The 24,759-nt window shown below is 74.9% G+C and carries 23 protein-coding genes, 1 pseudogene and 1 riboswitch; of the genes and pseudogenes, 13 read left to right on the forward strand and 11 right to left on the reverse strand.

All coding sequences use genetic code 11. The features are described from left to right. Nucleotides 1-145: 145 nt before the first annotated feature. From ddaH to B0I28_RS04810, 9 genes are all read right to left on the reverse strand, one after another. Complete coding sequence (gene ddaH / locus B0I28_RS04770; RefSeq protein WP_181245638.1) at nucleotides 146-994, reverse strand: dimethylargininase; 849 nt, start codon at nucleotides 992-994, stop codon at nucleotides 146-148. Nucleotides 995-1,265: 271 nt separating this feature from the next. After that, the gene (locus B0I28_RS04775) at nucleotides 1,266-1,679 is read right to left on the reverse strand and encodes an Rv3654c family TadE-like protein (protein ID WP_106362688.1); all 414 of its coding nucleotides are present in this window, start codon (nucleotides 1,677-1,679) and stop codon (nucleotides 1,266-1,268) included. Next, on the reverse strand, nucleotides 1,676-2,080 hold the full coding sequence (locus B0I28_RS04780) for a TadE family type IV pilus minor pilin (protein WP_219926569.1): 405 nt from the start codon (nucleotides 2,078-2,080) through the stop codon (nucleotides 1,676-1,678). The genes B0I28_RS04775 and B0I28_RS04780 overlap by 4 nt, the downstream gene beginning before the upstream one ends. Further along, entirely contained in the window at nucleotides 2,077-2,223 is a 147-nt protein-coding gene (locus B0I28_RS28420; RefSeq protein WP_425433430.1) for a DUF4244 domain-containing protein, read from the reverse strand. The genes B0I28_RS04780 and B0I28_RS28420 overlap by 4 nt, the downstream gene beginning before the upstream one ends. 417 nt (nucleotides 2,224-2,640) lie before the next feature. Next, the gene (locus B0I28_RS04790; RefSeq protein ID WP_106362689.1) at nucleotides 2,641-3,240 is read right to left on the reverse strand and encodes a type II secretion system F family protein; all 600 of its coding nucleotides are present in this window, start codon (nucleotides 3,238-3,240) and stop codon (nucleotides 2,641-2,643) included. After that, nucleotides 3,237-3,917: a type II secretion system F family protein gene (locus B0I28_RS04795; RefSeq protein WP_106362690.1), complete on the reverse strand. Its 681-nt coding sequence runs from the start codon at nucleotides 3,915-3,917 to the stop codon at nucleotides 3,237-3,239. The genes B0I28_RS04790 and B0I28_RS04795 overlap by 4 nt, the downstream gene beginning before the upstream one ends. Continuing rightward, nucleotides 3,914-5,062 carry a TadA family conjugal transfer-associated ATPase gene (locus tag B0I28_RS04800; protein ID WP_106362691.1) on the reverse strand — a complete coding sequence of 383 codons (1,149 nt, stop codon included), beginning with the start codon at nucleotides 5,060-5,062 and terminating at the stop codon, nucleotides 3,914-3,916. Before B0I28_RS04800 ends, B0I28_RS04795 begins: the two co-directional genes overlap by 4 nt. Then, entirely contained in the window at nucleotides 5,059-6,210 is a 1,152-nt protein-coding gene (ssd, locus tag B0I28_RS04805; protein WP_106362692.1) for a septum site-determining protein Ssd, read from the reverse strand. Before ssd ends, B0I28_RS04800 begins: the two co-directional genes overlap by 4 nt. A gap of 210 nt (nucleotides 6,211-6,420) precedes the next feature. Continuing rightward, nucleotides 6,421-7,332, reverse strand: a complete 912-nt coding sequence (locus B0I28_RS04810) for an aldose 1-epimerase family protein (RefSeq protein ID WP_245888882.1) — start codon at nucleotides 7,330-7,332, stop codon at nucleotides 6,421-6,423. 341 nt (nucleotides 7,333-7,673) lie between these two features. Between B0I28_RS04810 and B0I28_RS04815 the strand changes: the two genes are divergently transcribed. From B0I28_RS04815 to B0I28_RS04850, 8 genes and pseudogenes are all read left to right on the forward strand, one after another. Next, nucleotides 7,674-8,762 (forward strand): citrate synthase 2, encoded by a 1,089-nt coding sequence (locus B0I28_RS04815; RefSeq protein ID WP_106362694.1) that lies wholly within the window; start codon nucleotides 7,674-7,676, stop codon nucleotides 8,760-8,762. 129 nt (nucleotides 8,763-8,891) lie between these two features. Further along, nucleotides 8,892-10,913 (forward strand): PIG-L family deacetylase, encoded by a 2,022-nt coding sequence (locus B0I28_RS28195; protein WP_106362695.1) that lies wholly within the window; start codon nucleotides 8,892-8,894, stop codon nucleotides 10,911-10,913. Nucleotides 10,914-11,023: 110 nt separating this feature from the next. Beyond that, on the forward strand, nucleotides 11,024-12,139 hold the full coding sequence (gene serC / locus B0I28_RS04825; RefSeq protein ID WP_219926570.1) for a phosphoserine transaminase: 1,116 nt from the start codon (nucleotides 11,024-11,026) through the stop codon (nucleotides 12,137-12,139). A gap of 210 nt (nucleotides 12,140-12,349) precedes the next feature. Then, a complete protein-coding gene (locus tag B0I28_RS04830; RefSeq protein ID WP_219926571.1) occupies nucleotides 12,350-13,258 on the forward strand; it encodes a fructosamine kinase family protein in 909 nt (302 codons plus the stop codon). Between the two features lie 20 nt (nucleotides 13,259-13,278). Continuing rightward, nucleotides 13,279-14,325, forward strand: a complete 1,047-nt coding sequence (gene moaA, locus B0I28_RS04835) for a GTP 3',8-cyclase MoaA (protein ID WP_106362696.1) — start codon at nucleotides 13,279-13,281, stop codon at nucleotides 14,323-14,325. An 11-nt stretch (nucleotides 14,326-14,336) separates the two neighbouring features. Next, entirely contained in the window at nucleotides 14,337-14,567 is a 231-nt protein-coding gene (locus tag B0I28_RS04840) for a MoaD/ThiS family protein (protein ID WP_245888883.1), read from the forward strand. 268 nt (nucleotides 14,568-14,835) lie between these two features. Next, on the forward strand, nucleotides 14,836-15,999 hold the full coding sequence (locus B0I28_RS27595) for a UvrD-helicase domain-containing protein (protein WP_219926572.1): 1,164 nt from the start codon (nucleotides 14,836-14,838) through the stop codon (nucleotides 15,997-15,999). A gap of 71 nt (nucleotides 16,000-16,070) precedes the next feature. Next, a pseudogene (locus B0I28_RS04850) lies at nucleotides 16,071-17,345 on the forward strand (MinD/ParA family ATP-binding protein); the annotation flags it as partial. Here the strand turns inward: B0I28_RS04850 and B0I28_RS04855 are convergent. Then, complete coding sequence (locus tag B0I28_RS04855) at nucleotides 17,273-17,914, reverse strand: TetR/AcrR family transcriptional regulator (RefSeq protein ID WP_219926574.1); 642 nt, start codon at nucleotides 17,912-17,914, stop codon at nucleotides 17,273-17,275. The pseudogene B0I28_RS04850 and the gene B0I28_RS04855 sit on opposite strands and share 73 nt — an antisense overlap. A gap of 160 nt (nucleotides 17,915-18,074) precedes the next feature. Continuing rightward, nucleotides 18,075-18,231, forward strand: a riboswitch (cobalamin riboswitch). 79 nt (nucleotides 18,232-18,310) lie between these two features. On the opposite strand from B0I28_RS04855, the gene B0I28_RS04860 reads away from it, so the two are divergent. From B0I28_RS04860 to B0I28_RS04880, 5 genes are read left to right on the forward strand one after another with little or no spacing between them, the layout of a single operon-like run. Then, entirely contained in the window at nucleotides 18,311-19,582 is a 1,272-nt protein-coding gene (locus B0I28_RS04860; protein ID WP_106362698.1) for a prenyltransferase/squalene oxidase repeat-containing protein, read from the forward strand. A gap of 8 nt (nucleotides 19,583-19,590) precedes the next feature. Beyond that, nucleotides 19,591-20,208: a hypothetical protein gene (locus tag B0I28_RS04865; protein ID WP_146147971.1), complete on the forward strand. Its 618-nt coding sequence runs from the start codon at nucleotides 19,591-19,593 to the stop codon at nucleotides 20,206-20,208. Further along, nucleotides 20,181-21,527, forward strand: a complete 1,347-nt coding sequence (locus tag B0I28_RS04870) for a CbiQ family ECF transporter T component (RefSeq protein WP_245888884.1) — start codon at nucleotides 20,181-20,183, stop codon at nucleotides 21,525-21,527. The genes B0I28_RS04865 and B0I28_RS04870 overlap by 28 nt, the downstream gene beginning before the upstream one ends. Next, nucleotides 21,524-23,188 (forward strand): ABC transporter ATP-binding protein, encoded by a 1,665-nt coding sequence (locus tag B0I28_RS04875; protein ID WP_106362700.1) that lies wholly within the window; start codon nucleotides 21,524-21,526, stop codon nucleotides 23,186-23,188. Before B0I28_RS04870 ends, B0I28_RS04875 begins: the two co-directional genes overlap by 4 nt. A gap of 55 nt (nucleotides 23,189-23,243) precedes the next feature. Continuing rightward, nucleotides 23,244-23,987, forward strand: coding sequence for an ECF transporter S component family protein (locus B0I28_RS04880; protein WP_245888885.1), 744 nt, complete (start codon nucleotides 23,244-23,246; stop codon nucleotides 23,985-23,987). 30 nt (nucleotides 23,988-24,017) lie between these two features. Here the strand turns inward: B0I28_RS04880 and B0I28_RS04885 are convergent, their stop codons facing one another. Then, nucleotides 24,018-24,656, reverse strand: coding sequence for a formylglycine-generating enzyme family protein (locus B0I28_RS04885; protein WP_106362701.1), 639 nt, complete (start codon nucleotides 24,654-24,656; stop codon nucleotides 24,018-24,020). Nucleotides 24,657-24,759: the final 103 nt, after the last annotated feature.

The raw sequence follows: 24,759 nt of genomic DNA on the forward strand, positions 1-24,759 counted from the left end.
GGGCCGCGGCGGCGGTTGGACGCCTGCCGCGGCAGGACGCGGCCCGCATCCTCGAAATCCATGCAGCGGTTGACGAAGGGGGCCGGTGCGACTCGCTGTCGCACCGGCCCCCTTGCGCTGCTTGCTGTCCCTTACCGCCCGCGCTCTAGCGGCGGAGTTCGGCGGTGCAGCACTTGACTGAGCCGCCGCCCTTCTTGAGCTCGGAGAGGTCGACGGGGACCGGCGTGTACCCGGCGTCCTCGACCTTGCGGGCCATGGCTTCGGCTTCGGCGTTGATGACGACGTTGCGGCCGTCGGAGACGAAGTTGAGGCCGAATCCGGCGGCGTCCTCGGCGTCGGCGATGACGGCGTCGGGGAAGAGCCGTTCGAGGAGGAGGCGGCTGCCGGGGGCGAAGGCGTCGGGGAAGTAGGCGATGTTGTGGTCGTCGAGGGGGGCGAGGGCGGTGTCGAGGTGGTAGTAGCGGGGGTCGACGAGGCGCAGGGAGACGACTTGGCGGCCGAACACGTCGGCGGCCTCGGCGTGGGCGCGGGCGTCGGTGCGGAAGCCCCAGCCGGCGAGGACGAGTTCGCGGCCGGGCAGGTAGGTGAAGTCGCCTTCGCCTTCGTTGATGTGCTCGGGCTCGGCGAAGGTCCAGCCGGAGGTGCGGTACCACTTCTCATGGGCGTCGGCCTCGGGGCGGCGCTCGGGGTGGCGGAAGCTCGCGCCGTAGGCGATGCCGTCGACGACGAACGCGCCGTTGGCGGCGTAGACCATGTCGGGCAGGCCCGGCTCGGGTTCGAGGCGGAGCACGTCGTGGCCGAGAGAGGTGTAGATGTCGGCGAGCTCTTCCCACTGGGCGCAGGCGAGGGCGGCGTCGACGGGGGCGGTGGTGTCCATCCAGGGGTTGATGGCGTACTCCACCGCGTAGTAGGCGGGGCGGCACATGAGGTACGTGCGGCGGCCGGGCGACCGGGTCGCGGTCACCTGGTCAGGTGAAGAACGGTGTTTCTCCATTGCGCGAGTGTAGACAGCCCGCGGCCTGCGTAGCGACCCTCCAGCCCCTCGACACTCGGGAGTGTGACCAAACCACCTCATTCCCTACGCTGTCAGCGCTTTCATCCTTCCCGGCCGGGCGCGGGCGGACTGATTCCGGGGCCCCTCCCCCTCCCCGTGCCCACCCTCCGCCGACCAGCACACCAATTACTCGTCAAGCCTGTGTCTTCTCCGGGTCCCCCGGCGGCCTGGCCTCGGCCGCCGGGGGGCGGATCGTTCGTCGTCGGTTCGGTTATTGGAAGGCCACCGGGCCCGCGCGGGAGACGGCCCTGGCAGGGCCGAGGAGCTGCGGGAGGCCGGTGGGGGTCTCGGTGACGAGGACCGTCACTTCGAGGCCGTTGACGTCGCAGCGGACGAACTCCGTCGACGTCCGCTCGACCATCGCCCTCGCCGCCCCGCAGGCCTCCCCTTCGCCGAGGAGGACCCGGGAGGCGCCTTCGAGCGCGGCGGCGTCGGCCGCTCCCTGGGCGCGGTGGCGGGCGGCCCCGGCCTGGCCGATCGCGGTATAGGCCACCGCCATCGCGACCAGTGCCGCGGCCACTCCCGCCGCCAGGACCGTCGCCGAGCCCTGCTCGCTAGCGCCCCGGGTGCGCCGGATCAGACGCACCCGGGCGCTCAGACCGGAGCGGATACGGGTCCGCCTCATCGGACCGGCCCCGGTTCGAGCGGTGCGACGGCGGTCGCGGTGATCGTCATCGGCGGCGTCAGCGGGCCGAGCGGCCGCGTCGGCGCGGTGACCACGGCCCGGGCGAGGTCGCCGTCCTCGGAGACCGCGACCGAGGCGCCGTCGGGCAGGTACGCGTCGGCGACGGCGTGCGCGTCCTCGCCTCGGGCGGCGGCGATCGCGGCGCTGTTGGCCGCGTCGATCGCCCGGACCTTCAGGCCGACCGCCGACACCGCCCACAGCCCCAGTGCCAGGACCGCGACCACCGCCGGGAGCGCCGCCGCCGTCTCGGCGGTGACGTAGCCGCGCTGGCGCGGGTCGTCGCGGGCCCGCCGGTCGGGCGGCCGGCTCGCGCGGGGCCGGGACCGGTGCGGCGCGTTCACTGGAGGGCCCGTTCGATCAGGGCCTGGAGGGCGGCCTCGACCGGGCCGGAGGTGAGGACCTTCATGAGGATGCCCGCGAAGGCGACCGCGGCGAGCGTGCCGAGCGCGTACTCGGCGGTGCTCATGCCGCTCTCGCCGCGCATTCGGGACGCGAACTTGCCGCCCCAGCTGGGTTTCGCGGTGCCGCGCATGCGGCCGGGCCGCCATTCGTCGGGTTCGCCGGGGCCGGGGCGGCGGTAGCGGGAGGCCGGGCGGTCGTCGGGGACCTGCGGGTCCTCGGCAGTGATGGGCGTGCGGGCGCGGTTGGCCCCGGGGGACCAGGCCGGTGCGTCCACGGGCGCCGCGGTGAGGCGGACGGTGGGCTCGTCGAGGTCGTCGTGCCCGGGCTCGCGGTCGTCGCGGAACGCCTTGCACCTGGGGGCGTCGCAGGTCGCGGTGCGGCAGGTGGGCCAGCGGATCGAGTCGGGCCGGCAGGCGGCCTGCATGGCGGGGGACGGTCGGTGGTCGGCGGTTCGGGTGTCGGCGCGCATTGCGGTGTCCTCTCTTCGGTTGCGGTCGGGTCAGAGGCCGGGGGCCAGGGTCTCGGCGACGACGCCGAGGACCACGGGGCCGATGCCGGCGATGACGAACGCGGGCAGGAAGCACAGGCACAGCGGGCCCACGAGGGCCACTGCGGCGCGTCCGGCGCGTTCGTCGGTCCTGGTGCGCTGCTCGGCGCGCAGCGACGCGGCGAGCTGTTCGAGTCCTCCGGCGACGGCGGCGCCGGTGTCGCCGGAGCGGTCGAGCTGGCGGGCGAGCCGGGCGGCGCCGGGGAGCCTGCCGAGTTCGGGGAGCGCCTCGGCTGCGGTGGCGCCGAGGTGGATCGCTCCGGCGAACCGGTTGAGGCGCTCGCCGATCAGCGGGTCCTCGGTGTCGGCGACCGCGAAGGCGACCTGCGGGAACGGGGCGCCGGAGCGCAGGCCCGCCGCGATGAGGTCGAGGGTCCACGGCCAGGCCGGGGCGAGCCGGTCGGCGGCGGCCCGTTCGGCGCGGTCGGGGTCGCGGCGCAGGAGCCGGGCGGCGAGCCACCACGCGGCGAAGCCCGCGAGGATGCCGGTCGGCCCGCCGACGGCGACGGCGGCGACGACCCCGAGGAGCGGTCCGATGAGGCGGCGGATCATGACGCGCCCCCCGGTCCGACGGAGTTGATGAGCGCGCCGGTCCAGGCGAGTCCTGCGGCTTGCAGGCCCATGGCGGTCGCGGCGGCGGCCATGCCGAGCGGGTTCGCGAGGAGGAACGCGAGCGCCTGGGCGCCGAGGAGTTCGCCGAAGGCGACTCCGACCGCGGGGAGCGCGATGAGGAGTGCGGCGGTGGCGCGGATCGACGCGGTCTGGGCGTAGGCGCGGGCGGTCGACTGCTCGGTCTCGCGGAGGTGCTCGGCGAGGCGGCGGCACAGGTCCGCGGCGGGTGCGCCGAGTTCCGCGGCGATCGCGAGCGCGGCGCGGAGGCGGGACGCGGCGGCGGTGGCCTCGGCGGGCCAGTCGGGTTCGGCCGAGGCGAGGGCGCGGGCCGGATCGGTGCCCGCGGTGAGGTCGGCCGCGAGGTAGGCGACCGTGTCGGCCGCGGCCCGGTCGGCGTCGCGCCGTCGTTTCCGCAGGAGCGCGCGGTGCCAGCTGATGGCGGCCGCCGCGGCGTAGACGGCGGCGGCGAGTGCGGCGTTGGCGGCCGCGAGCGGGCCGAGGCCGCCTTGGTGGCGGTATCCGGCGAGCCAGGCGGCGAGCAGTGCCGCGGTCAGGGCGATGCAGGCGGCGGTGGTCTTGGGCCGATGGATGATCAGGGCGTTGGCGATGGCGGTCATGCGGTTCGCTCCCTCAGCAGTCGTTCGAGGATTCCGGCGGATTCGCCCGGCCCGTGTCGGGTCCAGGCGGTGGTGACGGCGAGCCCGGCGGGCCCGGTTTCGATGACGGCGATCTCGGCGGCCTGGCGGCCGGTGCCGGTGCGCCGCAGGTGGACGACGACGCGCAGGGCGGCGACGAGCTGGGCGTGGAGTCCGGCCCGCGGGAGGCCGTGCGGGAGGGCGAGGGCCTCCAGGCGGGCGGGCACGTCGGCGGCGGTGTTGCAGTGGAGCGTCCCGGCGCCGCCTTCGTGGCCGGTGTTCAAGGCGCCCAGGAGTTCCACGACCTCGGCACCGCGGCATTCGCCGACGACGATCCGGTCGGGCCGCATCCGCAGGGCCTGGCGGACCAGGGCCGCGAGGTCGACCGCTCCGGCGCCTTCGACGTTCGCCGGGCGGGATTCGAGCGTGAGCGCGTGCGGGTGGTCGAGGGCGAGTTCGGCGGCGTCCTCGACGATCACGATCCGCTCCGTGCGGGCCGCGGTAGACAGGAGACTCGCGAGCAGCGTGGTCTTGCCGCTGCCGGTGCCGCCGGTCACCAGGAACGGGAGCCGCGCTTCGACGATGCGGAGCAGGAGGTCGGCCATGTCGGCGGTGAGCGTGTCGGCCTCGACGAGCTGCGTCAGCGTGAACGCCTTCGACCGGTGGGTGCGGAACGACAGGTACGGGCCGGTGGCGGCGATCGGCGGGAGGACGGCGTGGAAGCGGGTGCCGTCGGGGAGCCGCACGTCGGCGTACGGGCTGCCCGCGTCGAGGCGCCTGCCCGCCGCGGCGGCGAGGCGGCAGGCGAGGGAGCGGACCGCGTCGGCGCGGCCGAGGCGGACCTCGGTGGGCCGCAGGCCGTCGCCGCGGTCGGCCCAGACGCCGCCGGTGCCGTTGACGACGACGTCGGTGACGGCTGGGTCGTCGAGGAGCGGTTGCAGGGGCCCGGCGCCGATGAGGTCGCCGCTGAGCGACGCGGTGAGCCGCAGGAGCGAGTCCTGGTCGGGCGGGGCGGCCCCGGAGGCGCGCAGGGCCCGGACGATCTCGGCGGTGGCGGAGTCGCGGCCGCCGGGCCGGGACTGCGCGGCGAGCTGGCGCCGGACCCGGTCCAGCAGTTCGAGGCTCATCGGACCGCACCGGTGCGGGCGAGGCCGCTGCGCGGGCGTTCGCGGCTGAGTTCGGCGGTGAGGTCGTGGACGGCGCGGGCGAGGCGCCCGCGCGGGAGGCGGCCTTGGCGCAGCAGCACGGGGAGGCGCCGGTCGGTGGGGATCGCGCCCCACACCGGGGGTTCGGCCCAGTCCGCTTCGCGCGGGCCGTCCCAGGAGACGCCCGCGGGGCGGGGACGGGCGTCGCCGCGCAGGACCGCACCGAGGTGGGCGTTGTAGAGGCCGTAGGCGGCGGTGACGCTGCGGGCGGCCTCCCAGGACCGTTCGCCGGGTCCGATGACGACGGCGACCGAGCGGGCGGCGGTGGCGGCGTGGGCGGCGGCTTCGGTTCTGGCGCGGGGCAGGTCGACGACGACGAGGTCGGCGGCGAGGCGCGCGGCGCGCAGGACCTGGTCGAACACGTCGGCGGGGACGTCGGCGGGGTTGCGCGGGTCGGGACCGATGAGGTGGAGGCCGCCGCGGCGGGGCAGGCCGTCGAGGAGTCGTTCGGGTTCGAGGAGGCCGGAGCCCTCGGCGAGGGAGGGCCAGCGCCAGCCGGGTTGGGAGGCGAGTCCGGTGGCGGCGTCGATGCCGCCGCCGGTGGGGTCGAGGTCGATGAGGACGGTGCGGCGGCCGTCGCGGGCGGCGCTGCCGGCCGCGGCGAGGGCGATGGTGGAGGCGCCGGCGCCGCCGTGTCCGGCGACGGCGGCGATGACGGGTGCGGGTTCGGTGTCGCGGGCGGTGCGGGTGAACAGGTCGGAGAGCCATTTGTCGGCGGCGGGGAGGGCGATGACGCTGGTGGCCTGGAGCTGGAAGGCCATGGGCCACAGGATGGACTCGTCGGCGGGGTCGTTGCCGAGCCAGGCGACGGTGGTGCAGAAGACGAGGTGTTCGCGGGCGGGGAAGCCGAGTTCGATGCAGGCGGCGCCGAGGTCGGGTCCGACGAGGACGATGGGGGCGCGCTGCCAGGTCGCGGCGGCGTCGGGGGCGTGGTCGATGCGGCGTACGGGGTGGCCTGCGGCGGCGGCGAGGGGGAGGACGGCTTCGGCGAGGCGGTCGTCGGCGGTGACGAGGATGGATTCGGCCGCGGGTGCGGCGGTGGCGGTGGTGCGGTCGAGGATCGCGGCCATGGTTGCTCCTACGCTCAGTGGTGTTCGCGTGACGTGGAGCAACCTTGACGGGTGGGGGCCGGAACCGGCAAGGAAAAGTTTTGGGGCTGTGGATAACTCGCGGAGCCGCAGGTCGCGGCCCTGTGGATAACTTCGCGGAGGTGAGTCGGGTTCGGATATGCGGCGAGGGACCGTCCCGGCGGGACGGTCCCTCGTGGAGGTCGGCGGTTCCTATTCGGGGCGGATGCCCCAGACGCCGAACCAGGCTTCGCTGGGGGAGAGCTCGATGAGGTCCTCTCCGGTGGCGAGGGCGTTCGGCGGGCAGGTGGTCGGCTCGATGGCGACGGAGGCGCGCTTGCGGTCGCCTTCGAGGCCGTCGGAGGTGTAGATGTGGACCCAGCCGAAGGACTCGTCCATCCAGACGGTGACGGCCTGGCCGGAGACGGGATCGGCGAGGCGGACTTCGGCCTTGCCGTCGGAGCCGCGCTTGAGGTCGCCGTAGGCGTCGTCGATGACGAGGTCCTTCAGCACCGTGGGCTCGTCGAAGTCGGCGGGGCCGGAGCCGACGGGGATGCTCTGCTTGTCGAGTTTCAGCTTCTTGGCGGCCGGGACGTGGAGGGTGGCCTCGTCGATCCGCTCCAGGGAGCCGGGGATGAGATAGGAGTGGGTGCCCATGCCGAACGGCGCGGTCTTCGTGCCGGGGTTGGAGACGGTGTGGGCGGCGCGCAGGCCCCCGGGGCCGACGGACCAGCGGGTGCGCAGTTGCAGCGTCCACGGGTAGCCGAGGCGGGCGGGGAGGCGGCATTCGAGGGTGACGGAGGTGTCGGTGACCTCGACGGCGGACCATTCGGCCCAGGCGACGAACCCGTGGAGGGCGGTGTTGGTCTCGATCTCGTTGACCGGGAGCTGGTACTCGGTGCCGTCGAAGGTGTACTTGCCGTCGCGGATGCGGTTGGGCCAGGGGGCCAGGACGTGGCCGGACCAGCCGGGGGCGAGCTCCTCGTCGCCGTAGCTCATGACGACCGGTCGGCCGCGGTAGGAGTACGAGCGCACGCCGCCGCCGACAGCGACGATGGTGGCCTCGTGGTCGTTGTAGGCGATCACCCATTGCTCGCCGGACAGCGCCATAGGGGTTACCTCCATGTCGTTATCGATGGGCTGGATGTGCTTTGACGTTAGCTCATGTCGGATGACCTGCGGCACGCGTGTCGATGTGGGCGAGATCGCAGGAAACCGTTGAAACCAACAAGACCCATTATTGAAACCCTCCCATCAAACCGGGCAAAATTGGGCAAATAACTAAGCTCACGATGCTTGTCTCATATTTTGCGCCACTTCCGTACCGCCGTCGAGGATCACCCCCGCCCCGCGGGCACTTCCGTCGGGGACGGCCGTGAGGCACCATTTCCAGATAACTACGAACCGTCGCCTCCCGGAAGCCCCCGGTCGGCAACCACAGGGACAACACACTCAGGAGTACAACGATGTCTGAGTTCAAGCCCGGCCTCGAAGGCGTCATCGCCTTCGAAACCGAGATCGCCGAGCCTGACAAAGAGGGTGGTTCGCTCCGCTACCGCGGGGTGGACATCCAGGACCTGGTAGCGCAGAGCACCTACGGCGACGTATGGGGCCTCCTCGTCGACGGGAAGTTCGGAAGCGGCCTGCCCGCCGCGGAGCCCGTGCCCGTCCCGGTCTCCTCCGGCGACACCCGCGTCGACGCCCAGGCCGCGGTCGCCATGCTCGCCCCCTACTGGGGTCTGAAGCCGCTGCTCGACATCGACGACGAGACCGCCCGGGACGATCTCGCCCGAGTGTCCGTCACCACGCTGTCGTTCATCGCCCAGTCCGCGCGCGGCTCCGGCCGCCCGGCCGTGCCCCAGTCGGAGATCGACAAGGCCGAGACCATCACCGAGCGGTTCATGCGCCGCTGGCGCGGCGAGCCCGACCCCGCGCACGTCAAGGCCGTCGACACCTATCTCATGTCCGCCGCCGAGCACGGCATGAACGCCTCCACCTTCACCTCCCGCGTGGTCGCCTCCACCGGCGCCGACGCGGCCGCCGCGATCTCCTCGGGCATCGGCGCCCTGTCCGGCCCGCTGCACGGCGGCGCCCCCTCGCGCGTCCTCCACATGATCGAGGGCGTCGAGAAGTCCGGCGACGCCGAGGGCTACGTGAAGAACCTCCTCGACTCCGGCGAGCGCCTCATGGGCTTCGGCCACCGCGTCTACCGCGCCGAGGACCCGCGCTCGCGCGTGCTCCGCGCCGCCGCGAAGGAACTCGGCGCCCCCCGCTACGAGGTCGCCGAGGCCCTGGAGTCCGCGGCCCTCGCCGAGCTGCGCGCCCGCAAGCCCGACCGCGTGCTCGCCACGAACGTCGAGTTCTGGTCCGCGGTGCTCCTCGACTTCGCGGAGGTCCCCGCGGAGCTGTTCACGCCGATCTTCACATGCGCCCGCGTGGGCGGCTGGAGCGCCCACATCCTGGAGCAGAAGAAGCTCGGCCGCATCGTGCGCCCGTCCGCGACCTACGTCGGCCCGGGCCCGCGCGGCCTCGACGAGGTCGAGGGCTGGAACTAGCCGAAACGCCTGCGAAGCGGCCCGCACCCCGAGGGGCGCGGGCCGCTTTCACATTCCCTCGGCGATACCCGGTATGCGCGGTCGGGATAGGATCGTCCCCGAAACCCCACCACCCGAACGGGACGACGCATGCCCTCCCCCCGGACGCCGCACCTGCGCCGCCGCGACCTCCTGGTCGGCGGCCTCGCCGGGCTGGCCGTGACCGCCGCGGCGGCCGAGAGCACCAGGTCGGTGTGGGACGCCGCGTCCGGCACCCCGTTCCCCGAGCCGCCCCGCACCGGCCCCGTCCACCTGATGATCGGCGCGCACCCCGACGACTGCCTGTACTTCGTGAACCCGCGCGTCGCCCGCGTCGTCGAGGACGGCGCGGACCTGTGCACCGTGGTCCTCACCGCGGGCGAGGCCGACGGGCGCAACACGTGGAACACCGCCGCCCCCGTCGACTACGCCGGGTACGCCGCCTCCCGCAACAACGGGCTGCGCCGCGCCTATGCGCTCATGGCCCTCGGCGACGCCGACGCGCCCTGGGACCGGTCGCGGGCGACCCTCGGCTCCGGGCAGGACGTCGAGCTGTGCGTCCTGCGCGACCGGCCCGGCGTGCACCTCGTGTTCTGCTCCCTGTGGACGAACCTCGGGCGCGTCACCGGCGACTTCACGCGCCTCCTCGCCCTGTGGGAGGGCCGCCTCGACGCCTCCGCGGTCCTGCCGCCCGCCGGATCGCCGCTCGGCGCCGGGTCGACCGTGGACCGCGCCACGGTGCGGGCGAGCCTCGCCGAGCTGCTCGACCGGTACCGGCCCGTCGCCGTGAACACCCTCGACCTCGACCCGGACCCCGTCGCCGGGGAGCGGCTCGGCGCCGAGCAGACCGGCTACTCCGACCACATCGACCACACCGCCGCCGCCCTCTTCGCATGGGAAGCCGCATTGGGGACCGGTGCGACCGTCGAGTCCTGGCGCGGCTACTACAACCGGCGCTGGCCCGGGAACCTCGGGCCCGCGGACCTGGACGCCAAGGGCGCGGCGCTGGACGCGTACGCGTGGGCCGACGGCGGCGACTGCGGCCATGCCCCCGGCTGCGGCGACCGGCTCATCGTCGGCCCCGGCGCGGGGACCACCTACGGGCACGCCACCCACCCGCGGTACACGCAGGCGCTCGTCCCCGTCGAGACCGCCGCGGGCATCGCGCCGGCGGTCGTGCGCGGCGGGCGCGCCGCCGTCCTGCGCGGGGACCGCGGCTGGGACGGCCTCGGCGGGCCCGTCCTCCTCCCGTCCCTCGCGGCCGCCGGGACCCGCCTCTACGGGATCGGCCCCGAACTGACGGAGGACCCAACCGCGCACGTGCGGGACCTGTACTGCCTCGACCGGGACACCGGCGAGTGGGCGAACCTCGGCAACCCCGCCGGGACCGGCCCGGCCGCGCGCACCGTCGGGCAGCCCGCCGCCGCCGACGACGGGACCACCGCGGTCGCGTGCCTGCGCCACCCCGACGGCGGGCTCGCCGTGCGCACCCGCACCGCGCACGGCTGGAGCGACTGGGCGCACCTTCCCGGGCCCGCCGTGCACGAGGCGCCCGCCGCGGTCGGCGCCGCCGGGGCCTTCACCATCGTCGCCGCCACCCCCGACAACATCGCCGCCTGGGAAGGCGACGGCACGGCCTGGACCCAGCGCGGCCTCGACCTGCCCGGCGCCGACGGCGCCGCCCACATCCCCGCCGGGGCCGTCACCGCCGAGCAGGCCCCCGACGGGCGCCTCCTGATCGCCTCCCGCGCCGCCGGCGGCAGCGACGTCGTCCTCCACCTCGGGCAGGGCACGGCGTGGACGGGCGTGCGCGTCCCCCTCGAAGGCGGCATCCTCGCGCCCACCGTCGCGCTCGGCCCCGACGGGGCGATCGCCGTCGTCTGCGACGACGGCAGCGGCGCCCCCGCGGCCCTCGTCCTCGACCTCGACGACCTCGACGGCGCCGCAGGGGAGCTCGCGCTCCTGTCGCGGCCGTGGACCCGCGGCGACGTCACCGTCCTCAAGCGCCCCGCGGCGGCGTTCGGCTCCGACGGGTCGCTGCGGCTGTGGGCCGTCGCCGCCGACGGTGAACTGTGGACGGCGCAGGCCGGGCCCGGCGCGCCGCCGCCCGTCGGGTGGGAGAGCGCCGCCTGACCTGCCGGTCCGCCCGTCCCAGCCTGCGGCCGGGCCGGGCCCGCGCGATCACGCCCCGCAGGCCCGGGTTTACAGTGAGGCCCAGGACCGACCCAGATGGGAGCCTTACCGTGACCGACCAGATCACCATCCCCGCAGCGCTGCTGCCCGCCGACGGGCGCTTCGGATCCGGACCCTCCAAGGTCCCGTCCGAGGCCATGAGCGCGCTGTCCGGTCTCGGCAGGTCCGTCATGGGCACCTCCCACCGCCAGAAGGCCGTCAAGTCGCAGGTCGGGCGCCTGCGCGCGGGCCTCGCCGACTTCTTCGGCCTCCCCGACGGGTACGAGGTCGTCCTCGGCGTCGGCGGCGCGACCGCGTTCTGGGAGGTCGCCGTGTTCGGCCTCGTCGACGACCGCGCCCAGGCCGCCAGCTTCGGCGAGTTCGGGTCGAAGTTCGCGAAGGCCATCAAGATCGCCCCGCACCTCGGCGACCCGACGATCGTCACCGCCGAGCCCGGCACCGCCGCGTACCTCTCCTACGAGGAGGACGTGGACGTCTACGCCACCCCGCACAACGAGACCTCCACCGGCGTGGCCGTCGACGTCAAGCGCGTCGCGCACCCGGGCGCGCTCATGCTCCACGACGCGACCTCCGCCGCCGCGGGCCTGCCGGTCGACCTCACCGAGACCGACTGCTATTACTTCGCGCCGCAGAAGGGCCTCGCCTCGGACGGCGGCCTGTGGATCGCGGTCCTCAGCCCCGCCGCGATCGAGCGCGCCGAGCGCATCGCCGCGTCCGGCCGGTACATCCCCGCGTTCCTCGACCTGAAGACCGCGATCGACAACTCCCGCAAGGAGCAGACCTACAACACCCCGGCCGTGGCCACCGTGGTGCTCGCCGCCGAGCAGGTCGACGCGCTCAACGCCGCGGGCGGGCTCGACGCCGCGACCAAGCGCTGCGCCGAGTCGGCCGGCGCGATCTACTCGTGGGCCGACGCGAGCACGTTCGCGACTCCGTTCGTGACCGACCCCTCCCTCCGCTCCAACGTGGTCGCCACGGTCGACTTCGAGGGCGTCGACGCCGCTGAGATCGCGAAGGTGCTGCGCGCCAACGGGATCGTCGACACCGAGCCGTACCGCAAGCTCGGCCGCAACCAGCTGCGCATCGCCACCTACCCCGCGGTGGACCCGGCGGACACCGCCAAGCTCACCGAGGCGATCGACTACGTGGCCGCGAAGCTCGGCTAGAGCGGCCGCAACGGTTCCTCGGCCGGTCGGGCGGCCCGGCACCCGCATGCCGGGCCGTCCGACCGACACGACCGTACCGGCTGCCACCGACAACGCCTCTGAACTGGACGTTCGCTTCAGGAGCCACACCCGGACACCCGACGGGCCGGACCGCTTCGCGGTCCGGCCCGGTTCCGTTCGGCGCGCACCGGACTCGGTTACATTGAAACGGTGAGAGAAGCCCCCGACCGCCGCGACCTCCGCCTGCTGCCGCAGCTCATCGAGCACCAGCGGGTGCGCACGACCCCGGTGAAGGCCAACGACTTCTCGATGCCCCTGGAGACCCCGAGCGCCGGATCGGCCTCCGCGCAGCGCCTCACCTTCGACGACGGCACCCACCTGTTCGCGAAGTTCGCCGAGGGCCGCGCCCCCGGCTACCTCGCCGCCGAATCCAACGGGCTCCGCTGGCTCGGCGAAGCCACTGAGGCGGTCGTGCCGGTCCTACACGCCGACGACGGGATGCTCGTCGAGCCGTGGATCGAACCGGCCGCCCCGACCCCCGGGCACGCCGCCGCGCTCGGCCGCGACCTCGCGCGGATGCACGCCGCGGGCGCCGACCGGTTCGGCGCGCCCTGGCGCGGCTACATCGGCGAGACCTTCATGGACAACGACCCGGCCGGTGCGACGTGGGCCGAGTGGTACGCCGCCAAGCGGATCGCCCCGTACCTGAAGCCCTCCCGCGACAACGGCGCCCTCGACGCGGCCGACGTCGAGGCCGTGGAGCGGCTCGCGTCCCGGCTCGGCGGCCTCGCCGGGCCCGAGGAGCCGCCCGCCCGCGTCCACGGCGACCTGTGGTGGGGCAACGTCCTGTGGGGCGCCGAGCGGGCCTGGCTCATCGACCCGGCAGCGCACGGCGGCCACCGCGAGACCGACCTCGCGAACCTGCGCCTGTGGGGCGGGACCCCGCTGCTGGAGACGATCCTCGCCTCGTACGCCGAGGCCGCGCCGCTCGCCGACGGCTGGGAGGAGCGGACCCCGCTGCACCAGCTGTTCCCGCTCCTGGTCCACACCACGCTCTTCGGCCGCGCCTACCGCTCCCAATTGATGGGACTCGTGTCTCACTTTACGAAACTGTCATAGTGGGGGACTACGCTCGAACCATGCCTGCACCGATCCCCGCACCCGGCTCCGCGGCCCCCGCGAGCGCCCAGGGCCCCGGCGCCCTGCGGGACCGGCACGGACGCGTCGCCACCGACCTGCGCGTGTCCCTCACCGACCGCTGCAACCTGCGCTGCGCCTACTGCATGCCCGAAGCCGGACTCCCGTGGCTGCCGAAGCCGACCCTGCTCACCGACGACGAGGTGTCCCGGCTCGTCCGGATCGCCGTGCGCGACCTCGGCGTGCGCGAAGTGCGCTTCACCGGCGGCGAGCCGCTCCTGCGCCCCGGCCTCGCCGGCATCGTCACCGAGGCCGCCGCCCTGGACCCGCGCCCCGAGATCTCCTTGACCACCAACGCGATCGGCCTCGACAAGCTCGCGCCGACGCTCGTCGCCGCCGGGCTCGACCGCGTCAACGTCTCCCTCGACACGCTCGACCGCGACACCTTCAAGGCCCTCGCCAAGCGCGACCGGCTCGACGCGACCCTCGCCGGGATCGCGGGCGCGGCCGCCGCCGGGCTCGCGCCCGTCAAGATCAACACCGTGCTCATGCGCGGCGTCAACGACACCGAGGCGCCCGCGCTGCTGCGGTTCGCGCTCGAACACGGCTACGAGCTGCGGTTCATCGAGCAGATGCCCCTCGACGCGGCGGGCGTGTGGCGCCGCGACGAGATGGTCACCGCCGCCGAGATCCTCGATGCGCTGCGCGCCGAGTTCGACCTCGTGCCCGACCCCGCGCACCGCGGGTCGGCCCCGGCCGAGACGTGGCTGGTCGACGGCGGGCCCGCGAAGGTCGGCGTCATCGGCTCGGTGACGCGGCCGTTCTGCGGCGACTGCGACCGCACCCGCCTCACCGCCGACGGGCAGGTCCGCAACTGCCTGTTCGCGCAGGGCGAGACGGACCTGCGCGGGCTCCTGCGCGAGGGCGCCTCGGACGCGGAGGTCGCGGGGCGCTGGCGGGAGGCCATGTGGGGCAAGCTGCCCGGGCACGGCATCGACGACCCGTCGTTCCTCCAGCCGTCCCGGCCCATGTCGGCGATCGGGGGCTGAGGGTGGTCACGGTGCGGTACTTCGCGGGCGCGAAGGCGGCCGCGGGGCGCGGCGAGGAGCAGGTCAGCGCCGCCGACGTCGCGGAGCTGAAGTCGGTCCTGGAGGGCCGGCACGGGCCGGTCCTGGGGAAGGTCCTGTCGGCGTCGACGCTGCTGGTGGACGGACTGGCCGCGCGGGACCCGGGGACGGTGCTGCCCGCGGGGGTCGTGGTCGAGGTGCTGCCGCCGTTCGCGGGCGGGTGAGGCGGGCCCGGTCCGGGTGCGGGCCGGAACGTGAAAGCGGATTTTCCGGATTTGTCCCGCGCCGCGGCCCCTTTCCATGACCGTACGCTCCGGGTCCGACACGGTGCGCGTTCGCAGGTGCGGCCCGGTTCCGGGCCGGTTCGGGCGGGGATCGCAAGCCGTGCGGGGGTGCGCGTCCGGGTCGGGGGCGGGAGCCGCTGGCTCGGGGGCGGTGCGTGTCTGCGAGGATGCATGTGTGCGCCGTCCTGATGAACGAAAGCAGCCGCAGGTGGCGTCCCCGCTGTTCGAGCTCTCGGCCGACATGCGGACCACCGGCGAGCGGCGGCGCCGCTCGCACCGGCCCCATTCGCGGTACGTCCGCGAGTCCGTGCCGATGCCGGAGCCGGCGTTGACGACGCGGACGCCCGACCCGTGGCTGGAGTCCGCCCCGCTGCTCACCGGCATGGACGAAGTGGGGGCGGGCCTGCTCGACTCCCTCGACGCGATGCAGCGCGTCGCCGCGTCCGCCGGGCGCGGCCCGCTGCTCATCAACGCCTCGCCCGGGACCGGGAAGACCCACCTGCTCATCCGCCGCACCGCGTACCTGGTGCAGGAGCTGGGCGTGCCCGCCAGGCAGTGCCTGGTGCTGGCCGCCTCGACGGCGGGCGCGGCGCGGATCAGGCGGGAGCTGAGGACGCTGCTGGGGCGCGAGGCCGCCGCGATCACCGTCGCCGAGTTCGACGACTTCACCGCCGCCTCCCCGCCCGAGCTCGGGCACCTGTTCATCGACGACCTGCCGCGGATGCCGATGCGGCTGTTCCGGCAGCTGACCGAGCACCGCGGGCCGGAGGCGGACGTGACCGCCACGGGCGACCCGGACTCGGCGCTGTGCGCGGGCGAACCGGCCGCGTTCGCGGCGTTCGGCGAGCAGTTCCCGCAGGCGCACGTGATGCGCCTGTCGCGCAACCACCGCAGCCCCGCCGCGGTCCTCGTGGCCGCCTCGCAGGTGGTCGAGCCGATCAGCCGCGTCCCGGGGCGCCTCGTGCAGCCCGAGCGACCCGCCCTGGAGGGCTCGGGGATCGGCCGGTACTTCGCGGTCGACGCCGACGACGAGAAGCGGTTCGTGGAGGCCCTGACCGAGCGGCTCGCCGACCTCGGGGTCGCCGAGGGCGAGCTCGCGGTCATCGGGCCGGACGGCCTGTCGGTCGCCGAGGCGGCCGACGGCGAGTACCGCGTGGTGTGCCTCACGGGAGTGACCGCCGAGGACTGGCCGAACACGGCCGCGGCCCGCCGCGAGCTGTACGTGGCGCTCGGCCGGACCCGCGACCTCGCCTACGTCTCCCACACCGGTGCCGGATCGCCGCTCCTGGCCGATGTGGACCAGGGATTGTTCAGTCCTTTCGGGATGGTCCCGCAACTGCGCTCGGGCCCTGAGCAGCCGCGACTGCTGTAGCACGCGCGGTCCGACCACGTGGAGTTCCCACGCGGACACGAACGGATGGGACACAATAGGCGGGTAACCGCCGTCTCACGCTGGGAGTCCCGATGGAGCACACCGAAGAGGACACCGTTCCTCTGCACCGGCCGGATGCTCCCGCCTGGTCTCCGTTCGCACCGCCGGAAGTGAACGCGCAGTACGCGGCCGGCCCGGAGGCCGTCCACAATCCGCGCACCACCGACCACGTGCCGAGCGCGCCGCCGCCCCCCGCGATGCCGATGCCCGCGGAGCCGCAGTCGCCGACCCCGTCGCAGCCGCAGCAGGCCGCGCCGGACGGCTGGCCGTCGCCGCCGTCCCAGGGCGTGCCGCCGGTGTCGCCGCACGTCCCGGTGCCGGTGTTCCCCGACCACGCCGGTGCGCTGGAGCGCGTCGGCGTCACCGCCGACGACTTCGCGTCGCGGCGGGTCGTGCCGCCGCGCCCGCCGGTCGCCGAGACGGGCCTGCGCGGGGCGCTGCACCGGTTGAGCTTCGGCGCCGTCGCGCTGCCGCCCGGCCCGCGCGAGCGCGCCCGGCAGCGGGCGGTCGAGACGGTGCGCCGCAACTTCGGGGGCCTGCGCCAGATCACCGTCGTGAACCCGAAGGGCGGGGCGGGGAAGACCGTCGCGGTCCTCATGCTCGCGATGACGTTCGGGCGCCACCGCGGCGGGTACGTGCTCGCGTGGGACAACAACGAGACGCAGGGGACGCTGGGCATGCGCGCCCAGCAGGACTTCCACGTCCGCACCGTCCGCGACCTGCTGCGGGACCTCGACCACTTCAAGGGGCCCACGGGGCGGATCGGCGACCTGTCGCAGTACGTGCGCGCCCAGGGCGGCGCGATGTTCGACGTGCTCGCCTCCGACGAGTCGGCGACGGCCGGGGAGATGCTCACCGCGCAGTCGTTCGGGGACCTGCGGGAGGCGGTGTCGCGGTTCTACAAGCTCATCGTCGTCGACACCGGGAACAACGTGCGGGCCCAGAACTGGCAGGCGGCGATCGACGCGACCGACCAGCTGGTGGTGACGATGTCGGCGCGGAACGACTCGGCGGAGACCGCCGCGAGGATGCTCGACCACCTGGAGCAGACGGGCCGGCGGGACCTGGTGCGGGGCGCGGTGTCGGTGGTGTCGATGCCCGCCCACCGCAAGGACGTGGACCTGCCCGCGGTGCAGCGGCATTTCGCGGCCCGGACCCGGGCGGTGCTGCTGGCGCCGTACGAGAAGCTGCTCGACTCGGGCGAGCCGATCCGCTACGACTCGTTGAGCAAGGCGTCGTCCGCGGCCTGGCTGCGGATCGGCGCGGCGGTGGCCGAGGGCCTGTAGGAGGCCAGGAGGTCGACGAGGCCCGCGGCGGCGTCGGCGAGGCGGGAGTCGTCCTCGTCGGCGTGGCCGGTGACGAGCGCGCCCTGGACGAACACGAGGGCGGTGCGCGCGAGCCGCCCGGGGTCGGCGGCGGGGTCGAGCTCGCCGCGCTCGACGGCGCGGGCGAGGATCGCGGCGAGGTCGCGTTCGAGGTCGGTCCAGGCGTCCTGGACGCGGCGCATCGTGGCCGGGTCGTCGGCGAGCTCGACGGCCGCGCGGACGACGAACCCGCCCTCCTTCGAGTGCCTGACGACGACGTCGAGGATCTCGGCGACGGCCCGCAGCGCGTCCGCAGGGTCGTCGTCGGCGGCTTCGCGAGCTGTCGCGCGGCGGGCTATCGCGCGCAGCTCCGGCTCGGTGTCGTCCCTATATCGTTGCAGCGCTGTGATGTAGAGCTGGTGCTTGGACCCGAACGCGGCGTAGAGCCCGGCGCGGTTCATGCCGGTGGCGGCGACCAGGTCCGACATGGAGGTCGCGGAGAACCCGCGGTCCAGGAACACCCGTGTCGCAGCGCGAAGGACTCTGTCCAAATCGGGGTTCTTATTTCTGCTCACGTTGAGCACCGTATCGACACCCGGTGCTACGGGTCAATAACCGCAAGGCGGGAGTTGACTCACGAGGCGCGAGTGAACGGTCGCACTGCGCAGGCGCCCGGCTTGACACCCCCAGGGGCAGCGGCGAGAATGAGCGCAAACTGAACAGGCGTCTGGCGGGGGAAGTCCGGTGAAAGGCCGGCGCTGACCCGCAACGGTAGTCGCGGTCGCGAAATGCGACAACCGGGCACCCTTCTGCTCCTGCCCGGTCCACCCGCGTGAGCCCGAATACCCGCCGCGCCCAACGGAAATGTCAACGCCTGTCGTGGTCTACAGGCGCTTGCGGCGCAGCCGCCTGCCCGAAGACCCACTCGCTCTAGGAAAGGTCAGGCAATGCGCCACCTTGCCGGCCGCGTGCTCATCGCAGCGGCCCTGCCCGTCACCCTGCTCGCGGCGTCGCCCGCGCACGCCCAGTCGTCGCAGCCGTTCGCCGAGCCCGCCGCGGCCGCCGCGTCCTGGCTGGCCGCCCAGTCCGACGGGACCGCCTGGAACCAGGACCCGGCGACGACGCTCGACGCGGTCATCGGCCTCCAGGCCGCCCGCGTCGGCGGCGACCAGGTGCAGACCGCGCTCGAATGGCTCAACGACACCGCGGTCCTCGACCCGTACGTGAACACGACCGCCGCGGGCGGCGCCGGGTTCAACGCCGGGTCGGCCGGGAAGGTCATGTACACCGTCGCGACCGCCGGGGGCGACCCGACGGACTTCGGCGGCATCAAGCTCGCCGAGGAGACGGCCGCCGCGCAGGCCGCGAACGGCACCTACGGCGACGGCACCGCCCTGTCGACCGCGTGGGCGGTCCTCGGCCTCTCGCGCACCGACACGCCCGCGGGCGAGGCCGCGGCGACCGGGTTCGCGGCGGTCCAGTGCCCCGACGGCGGCTTCAGCTTCGGCGACGTCGACGGCGGCGACGACTGCGTCTCCGACCCGGACACGACCGGCCTGGCCGTCTCGGCGCTCACGACCCTCGGCGACCCGGCCGCGGCGTCCCTGGAGCCGGCCGTGGCCTGGCTGGAGGCGGCGCAGGCCGAGGACGGCGGGTTCGACGGCGGGTTCGGCGAGAACGCGAACTCGACGGCCATGGCCGCGCAGGCGCTCCTCGCGGCCGACCGGCCCGAGGCGGCCGAGCGGGCCGTCGCGTTCCTGCTGACGCTCCAGTTCGGCTGCGACGGCGCCGCCCCCGGCGCGTTCATGTACACGAACCCCGAGGACGCCGACTTCGGCGAGGCGACGCGCCTGCTGGCGACCGCGCAGGCGATCGTCCCGGTCTCGGGCCAGGACCTTACAACGCTCGACGCCTCCGGCTCGGCCGCCGACGTCCCCGCCGTGGACTGCGAGTCCGCGGACGCGGGCGACGGCGCCACCACGGCCGCCGACGACGAGGAGTCCGGTTCGGCCTCCTGGCTGCCCTGGGCGATCATCGCCGCGGTCGTCGTCATCGCCGCGCTCATCGTCGTCTTCGCGCTGCGCTCGCGCCGCGGCGGCGGCTCGGGCGGGGCGGGCGCCGCGGCGCCCGCCGGGCCGAACGCCGACGGCGCGGCTTCCGGCGGGTCCGCTTCGGACGAAGCGGCCGGCGAGGACACCGACGAGGGCAAGGACAAGTAGTCCCTCCCGTGTCCCTTCGCGAACGACGCGCAGCCAGCGCCCGCCACTCAGGCGGGCGCTGGCTGCGCGTGCGCGCGGTGGCGCTCGCGGCGCTGTTCGCGGCCGCCGCGCCGGTGGCGCCCGCGGCCCCCGCTGCGGCGCAGGACGCCTGCGCAGGCGTGACCGTGGTCGTCGACTTCGGCGAGCTCGACGACCTGCGGACCGGGTGCGCCGCCGATCCGGCGGACGGGCTCGACGCGCTCGCGCAGGCCGGGTTCGCGGTGACGGAGGTCGCGGCGATCCGCGGCATGGTGTGCAGCATCGACGCGCTGCCCGCGACCGATTGCGGTGCTTCACCTCCCGCGGACGCGTACTGGTCGTACTGGCACGCGAACGCCGGGGACGAGGAGTGGACGTACTCGATGGTCGGCGGCGCCGACGCGACTCCTGACGCGGGCGACGTCGAAGGCTGGGCGTTCGGGGACGGCTCCGCGCCGCCCGCGCTCGCGCCCGGCGACGCCGTCGCATCGGAGGCCGGGTCGGAGCCGGAGTCCGGCGGGTCGTCGTACACGTGGATCATCGCCGTGGCCGTGCTCGCCGTCATCGGCGTGCTCGCGGCGTGGCGGCTCCGGCAGCGGCGCGCCTGACCGTGCCGACCGGACCCGGCCCGATGCGCCGCCGCACCGCCCACCCCGTCGCCTGGTGGGCGTGGGCGCTGCTGCTCGCGACCGCCGCGGGGCGCACCGCGAACCCGTGGCTGCTGCTCCTCATCGCCGCGGTCGCCGGGCTCGTGGTGGCGTTCTGCCGGGGCGACGAGCCCTGGTCGGGCGCGTACCGGGTGTTCCTCTACATCGGGTTGAGCGCGGTCGCGGTCCGCATGGCGTTCTATGTGGTCTTCGGCGGCTCCGACGGGCCGACGGTCCTGTTCACGCTGCCGTCGGCGACGCTCCCGGAGTGGGCGGCCGGGTTCCGGCTCGGCGGCGACGTCACCGCCGAGGGCGCGCTCGCCGCCCTGTACGACGGGATGCGGCTCGCGGTGCTGCTCGTGTGCGTGGGCGCGGCGAACGCGCTCGCGAGTCCGCGGCGGCTGCTGCGGTCGGTTCCGGCCGCGCTGTACGAGGTCAGCGTCGCGGTCGTCGTGGCGCTGTCGGTGGCGCCGCAGCTGGTCGCGTCGGTCGGGCGGGTCCGGCGGGCGAGGGCCTTGCGCGGCAACACGAGCCGGAGTCCGGCGAACCTCATGCGGACGGTCGTCGCGCCGGTGCTGCACGAGGCGCTCGACCGGTCGCTGCACCTGGCCGCGGCCATGGCGTCCCGCGGGTACGGGCGCGCCGCGGGCGTGCCCGCCCCGGCCCGCCGCGCCACCGGCGCCGCGCTCCTCACCGGGCTCCTCGGCCTGTGCGCGGGCGCGTACGCGCTCCTCGGCACCGCTACTCCAGCGCCCCTCGCGTGGGCGGTCCTCGCGGTCGGCGCGGCCGCCGCGGTCTTCGGGATCGCGTTCGCGTCCCGGCGCGTGCCGCACACCAGGTACCGCCCGGACCGCTTCGGCCTCAAGGACTGGGCGGTCGCCGCCTCCGGCGCGGCCGCCGTCGCCGGTTCGGTGGCGAGCCTCGCCCTCGAACCCGCGGCCCTGTGGCCCGCGACCGCGCCGCTCCATGTACCCCCGCTCCCCCTGTACGCCGCGGCCGGAGTCCTCCTCGCCGCCGCGCCCGCATTCCTCGTGCCGTCGACGCCCGAGAGCGCCGCCCGGCAAGCGCACGAGCGCACCCCGACCCCGGCCCGCGCGGAGGCCGCTGCCGCGGCTCCGGCAAGCAACGGCGATGGAACACCGGGCGGCGACCGGCAGCCCGCTTCGAGCGTCGGCACCGGCGCACCACAAGGCGGGCGGCGTCCCGCCGCGGACGCCGAATCCGCGGCGCCGCGAGGCGGCTCGGGCACCGACACCTCGGCAACGGAAGGCACCCGATGACCGTCGACGCCATCGTGTTCGAGCACGTCACCTTCGCCTACGAGGCAGCCCCGACCGGCGCGGGCCGGACCGTCCCGGCGGCGCCCGTCCTCGACGACGTGTCGTTCGCGCTCCCCGAGGGCGAGTTCTGCCTGCTCGTCGGCCCGACGGGCGCCGGGAAGTCCACGCTCCTCAAGGCCGTCAACGGGCTCGTGCCCCGCTTCACCGGCGGCGACATGCACGGCCGCATCGCCGTCGCCGGGCGCGAGGTGCGCACCGCGACCCCGGCCGACCTCGCCGACGTCGTCGGCTACGTCGGCCAGGACCCGCTCGCGGGGTTCGTCACCGACGAGGTCGAGCTCGAACTCGCCTACACCGCCGAGCAGCTCGGGATCGCGCCCGCGGCGATGCGCAAGCGGGTCACCGAGATCGTCGATCTGCTGGGCCTCGCCGACGTGCGGGACCGCGCGCTCGCGCAGCTGTCGTCGGGTCAGCGCCAGCGGGTCGCGATCGGCGCGGCCCTGGTCGCGGGCCCGGCCGCGCTCGTGCTCGACGAGCCGACGTCGGCGCTCGATCCGGCCGCGGCCGACGAGGTGCTGTCAGTGCTGCACCGGCTCGTCCACGACCTCGGCGTCACGGTGCTGCTGGCGGAGCACCGGCTCGAACGGGTCGTCCAATATGCAGATTCCGCCCTCCTTCTCGACGGCGGCAAGGTCGCCGCCGGTCCGCTCGGCGAGGTGCTCGCCGAGTCCCCTGTCGCTCCCCCGGTGGTCGGCCTGGGGCGGCTGGCCGGATGGCCCGGCCCGCCGGTGACGATCCGCGAGGCCCGGCGCCACGCCGCCGGACTCCGCGCGACCATCACTGAACGTGCCCGAACCGTAGCGCGACACACCGACACTTCCGTCCCGTCCGCATCGCTGGAACCGCCGCTGCTGGAGGCCCGGGGCGTCACGGTCGACTACCCGGGGGTGCGCGCGGTCGCCGGGATCGACCTCGTCGCGCGCCGCGGCGAGCGCATCGCCCTCATGGGCCGCAACGGGTCCGGGAAGTCCAGCCTCATGTGGGCGCTCCAGGGCACCGGGAAGCGCTCCGGCGGGACCGTCGCCATCGCGGGCGCCGACCCCGCGTCGCGCAGGCCCGGGGAGCGGCGCCGCCTCGCCGGGCTCGTGCCCGCCGAGGCCGCCGACCTGCTGTACGCCGAGACCGTCGCCGCCGAATGCGCCGGAGCCGACGCCGACGGCGGCGCCCCCAAGGGCGCCTGCGCGAAGATCCTCGACGACCTCGTCGACGGCGTCGACCCCGAGACCCACCCCCGCGACCTGTCCGAAGGGCAGCGCCTCGCGCTCGCGCTCGCCGTGACCCTCACGGCCGCACCGCCCCTGCTGCTCCTCGACGAGCCGACCCGCGGCCTCGACTACCCGGGGAAGGCCGCGCTCGCCGCGCGCCTGAAAGCCCTCGCGCAGGCCGGGCACTGCGTGGTCGTGTCCACGCACGACGTCGAGTTCTGCGCCGAGTTCGCCTCCCGCGTGGTGGTCCTGTCGGACGGCGAGGTCGTCGCCGACGGCCCGGCCCGGCAGATCACCGCCGCGTCGCCGATGTTCGCGCCGCAGGTGGAGAAGATCCTGCCCGGCTGGCAGACCGTCGCCGAGGTCGCCGCGGCCCTGGGGCGCGACGGTGAGTGAGGTCCGGCCCGCGGCGCGCCCGGCCGCGCGGCCCGCCGTGCATCGGCGAGCGGCGGTGGCTTTGGCGCTCGCGGCGGGGTTCGGGCTGGTGGCGATGTCGTGGCCGCTGCTGGCGGCGCCGGGCGGGGCGCTGACGGAGACCACGTCGGGCCCTTGGCTGTTCGCACTGCTGCTGCCGCTCGTGACGGCGACGGTGGTGGTGCAGCTGGCCGGCGGCGGCCTGGACGCGCGGGCCGTGGCGCTGCTGGGCGTGCTCTCGGCGGTGGTGGCGGCGGTGCGGCCGTTCGGGGCCGGGGCGGCCGGGGTGGAGACGGTGTTCTTCCTGATCGTGTTGGCGGGCAGGGTGTTCGGGGCCGGGTTCGGGTTCCTGCTGGGGTGCACGGGCCTGTTCGCGTCGGCGCTGCTCACGGGCGGGGTGGGGCCGTGGATGCCGTACCAGATGTTCGCGGCGGCGTTCGTGGGCCTGGGCGCGGGCCTGCTGCCGCGCACGCCGGACACGCGGCCGGGCCGGGCCGGGGAGCTGGCGCTGCTCGTCGTCTACGGGGTGGCGGCGTCGCTGGCGTACGGGCTGCTGATGAACCTGTCGTTCTGGCCGTTCGCGATCACGCAGGGGGAGCTGGCGTACGTGCCGGGCGGCGGGCTCGGCGAGAACCTGCCGCGGCTGCTGGCGTACTCCCTGGCGACGTCGCTGGGCTGGGACGTGGGACGGGCGGCGACGACCGCGGTGCTGCTCGTGCTCACGGGCCCCCTGCTGCTGCGGGTGCTGCGGCGGGCGGCCCGGCGCGCGAACTGGTCCTAGCGGCGACGAGCCCGGCGGGACCCCAGGCGTTCAGGCGTTGCGGGCGAGGCGGAAGCCGAGGTCGTCGATGTGCAGCACCGGCATGGTGCGGCGGCGCACCCCGGCCCGGCACGACCAGTGCTCGTCGAACCAGCCGCCGCCCTTGATGACCCGGTAGTCGCGGTAGACCTCCCGGTCGTACACGTCGAAGCACCACTCCCAGGCGTTGCCGAGCATGTCGTACAGGCCCCACGGGTTCGGCTCGCGCCCGGCGACCTCGTGGAGGCGCTCGCCGGAGTTCCCGCGGTGCCAGGCGATCGCGTCGAGGCCGCCGTAGCGCGGCCCGGCGGTCCCGGCCCGGCAGGCGTGCTCCCATTCGGCCTCGGCGGGCAGCCGGTAGCCGTCCGCGGCGCGGTCCCACACGACGGCATCGCTCTCGCCGGTCTCGGCTCCCGCGTAGACCGGTTGCAGCCCTTCGCGTTCCGACAGCGCGTTGCACCAGCGGACGGCGTCGAGCCAGGACACCTCGACGGCCGGAAGGTCCCCGGCGCCCGCACCGCCGAGCACCTCGGCGTACAGCCCGCGCGTGACCGGGACGGCGGCCAGGCGGAACGGCGCGACCTCGGCGGTCCAGGAGCGCTCGGTCCGCCGGTCGTGGAGCGTCGCGGTCCCCGCGGGGATCGGCAGCATCTGCGGTGTCACCGACGAATACTAGAGCCCGCCACCGACAGGTGACGCCGGTCACGGCCGGTCACATCGCCGGGCCCGGCCGGTTCACACGGGCAACAGCGTC

This window comes from Glycomyces artemisiae (assembly GCF_003002955.1).
In the GTDB taxonomy this organism is placed as follows: Bacteria; Actinomycetota; Actinomycetes; order Mycobacteriales; family Micromonosporaceae; genus Glycomyces; species Glycomyces artemisiae.

Coding starts and splice junctions, on each gene's coding strand:
- ddaH (WP_181245638.1), bottom strand. CDS start 994: ATGGAGAAACACCGTTCTTCACCTGACCAGGTGACCGCGACCCGGTCG.
- B0I28_RS04775 (WP_106362688.1), bottom strand. CDS start 1,679: ATGAGGCGGACCCGTATCCGCTCCGGTCTGAGCGCCCGGGTGCGTCTG.
- B0I28_RS28420 (WP_425433430.1), bottom strand. CDS start 2,223: ATGCGCGGCGAGAGCGGCATGAGCACCGCCGAGTACGCGCTCGGCACG.
- B0I28_RS04790 (WP_106362689.1), bottom strand. CDS start 3,240: ATGATCCGCCGCCTCATCGGACCGCTCCTCGGGGTCGTCGCCGCCGTC.
- B0I28_RS04795 (WP_106362690.1), bottom strand. CDS start 3,917: ATGACCGCCATCGCCAACGCCCTGATCATCCATCGGCCCAAGACCACC.
- B0I28_RS04800 (WP_106362691.1), bottom strand. CDS start 5,062: ATGAGCCTCGAACTGCTGGACCGGGTCCGGCGCCAGCTCGCCGCGCAG.
- ssd (WP_106362692.1), bottom strand. CDS start 6,210: ATGGCCGCGATCCTCGACCGCACCACCGCCACCGCCGCACCCGCGGCC.
- B0I28_RS04810 (WP_245888882.1), bottom strand. CDS start 7,332: ATGGAGGTAACCCCTATGGCGCTGTCCGGCGAGCAATGGGTGATCGCC.
- B0I28_RS04815 (WP_106362694.1), top strand. CDS start 7,674: ATGTCTGAGTTCAAGCCCGGCCTCGAAGGCGTCATCGCCTTCGAAACC.
- B0I28_RS28195 (WP_106362695.1), top strand. CDS start 8,892: ATGCCCTCCCCCCGGACGCCGCACCTGCGCCGCCGCGACCTCCTGGTC.
- moaA (WP_106362696.1), top strand. CDS start 13,279: ATGCCTGCACCGATCCCCGCACCCGGCTCCGCGGCCCCCGCGAGCGCC.
- B0I28_RS04860 (WP_106362698.1), top strand. CDS start 18,311: ATGCGCCACCTTGCCGGCCGCGTGCTCATCGCAGCGGCCCTGCCCGTC.
- B0I28_RS04875 (WP_106362700.1), top strand. CDS start 21,524: ATGACCGTCGACGCCATCGTGTTCGAGCACGTCACCTTCGCCTACGAG.
- B0I28_RS04885 (WP_106362701.1), bottom strand. CDS start 24,656: ATGCTGCCGATCCCCGCGGGGACCGCGACGCTCCACGACCGGCGGACC.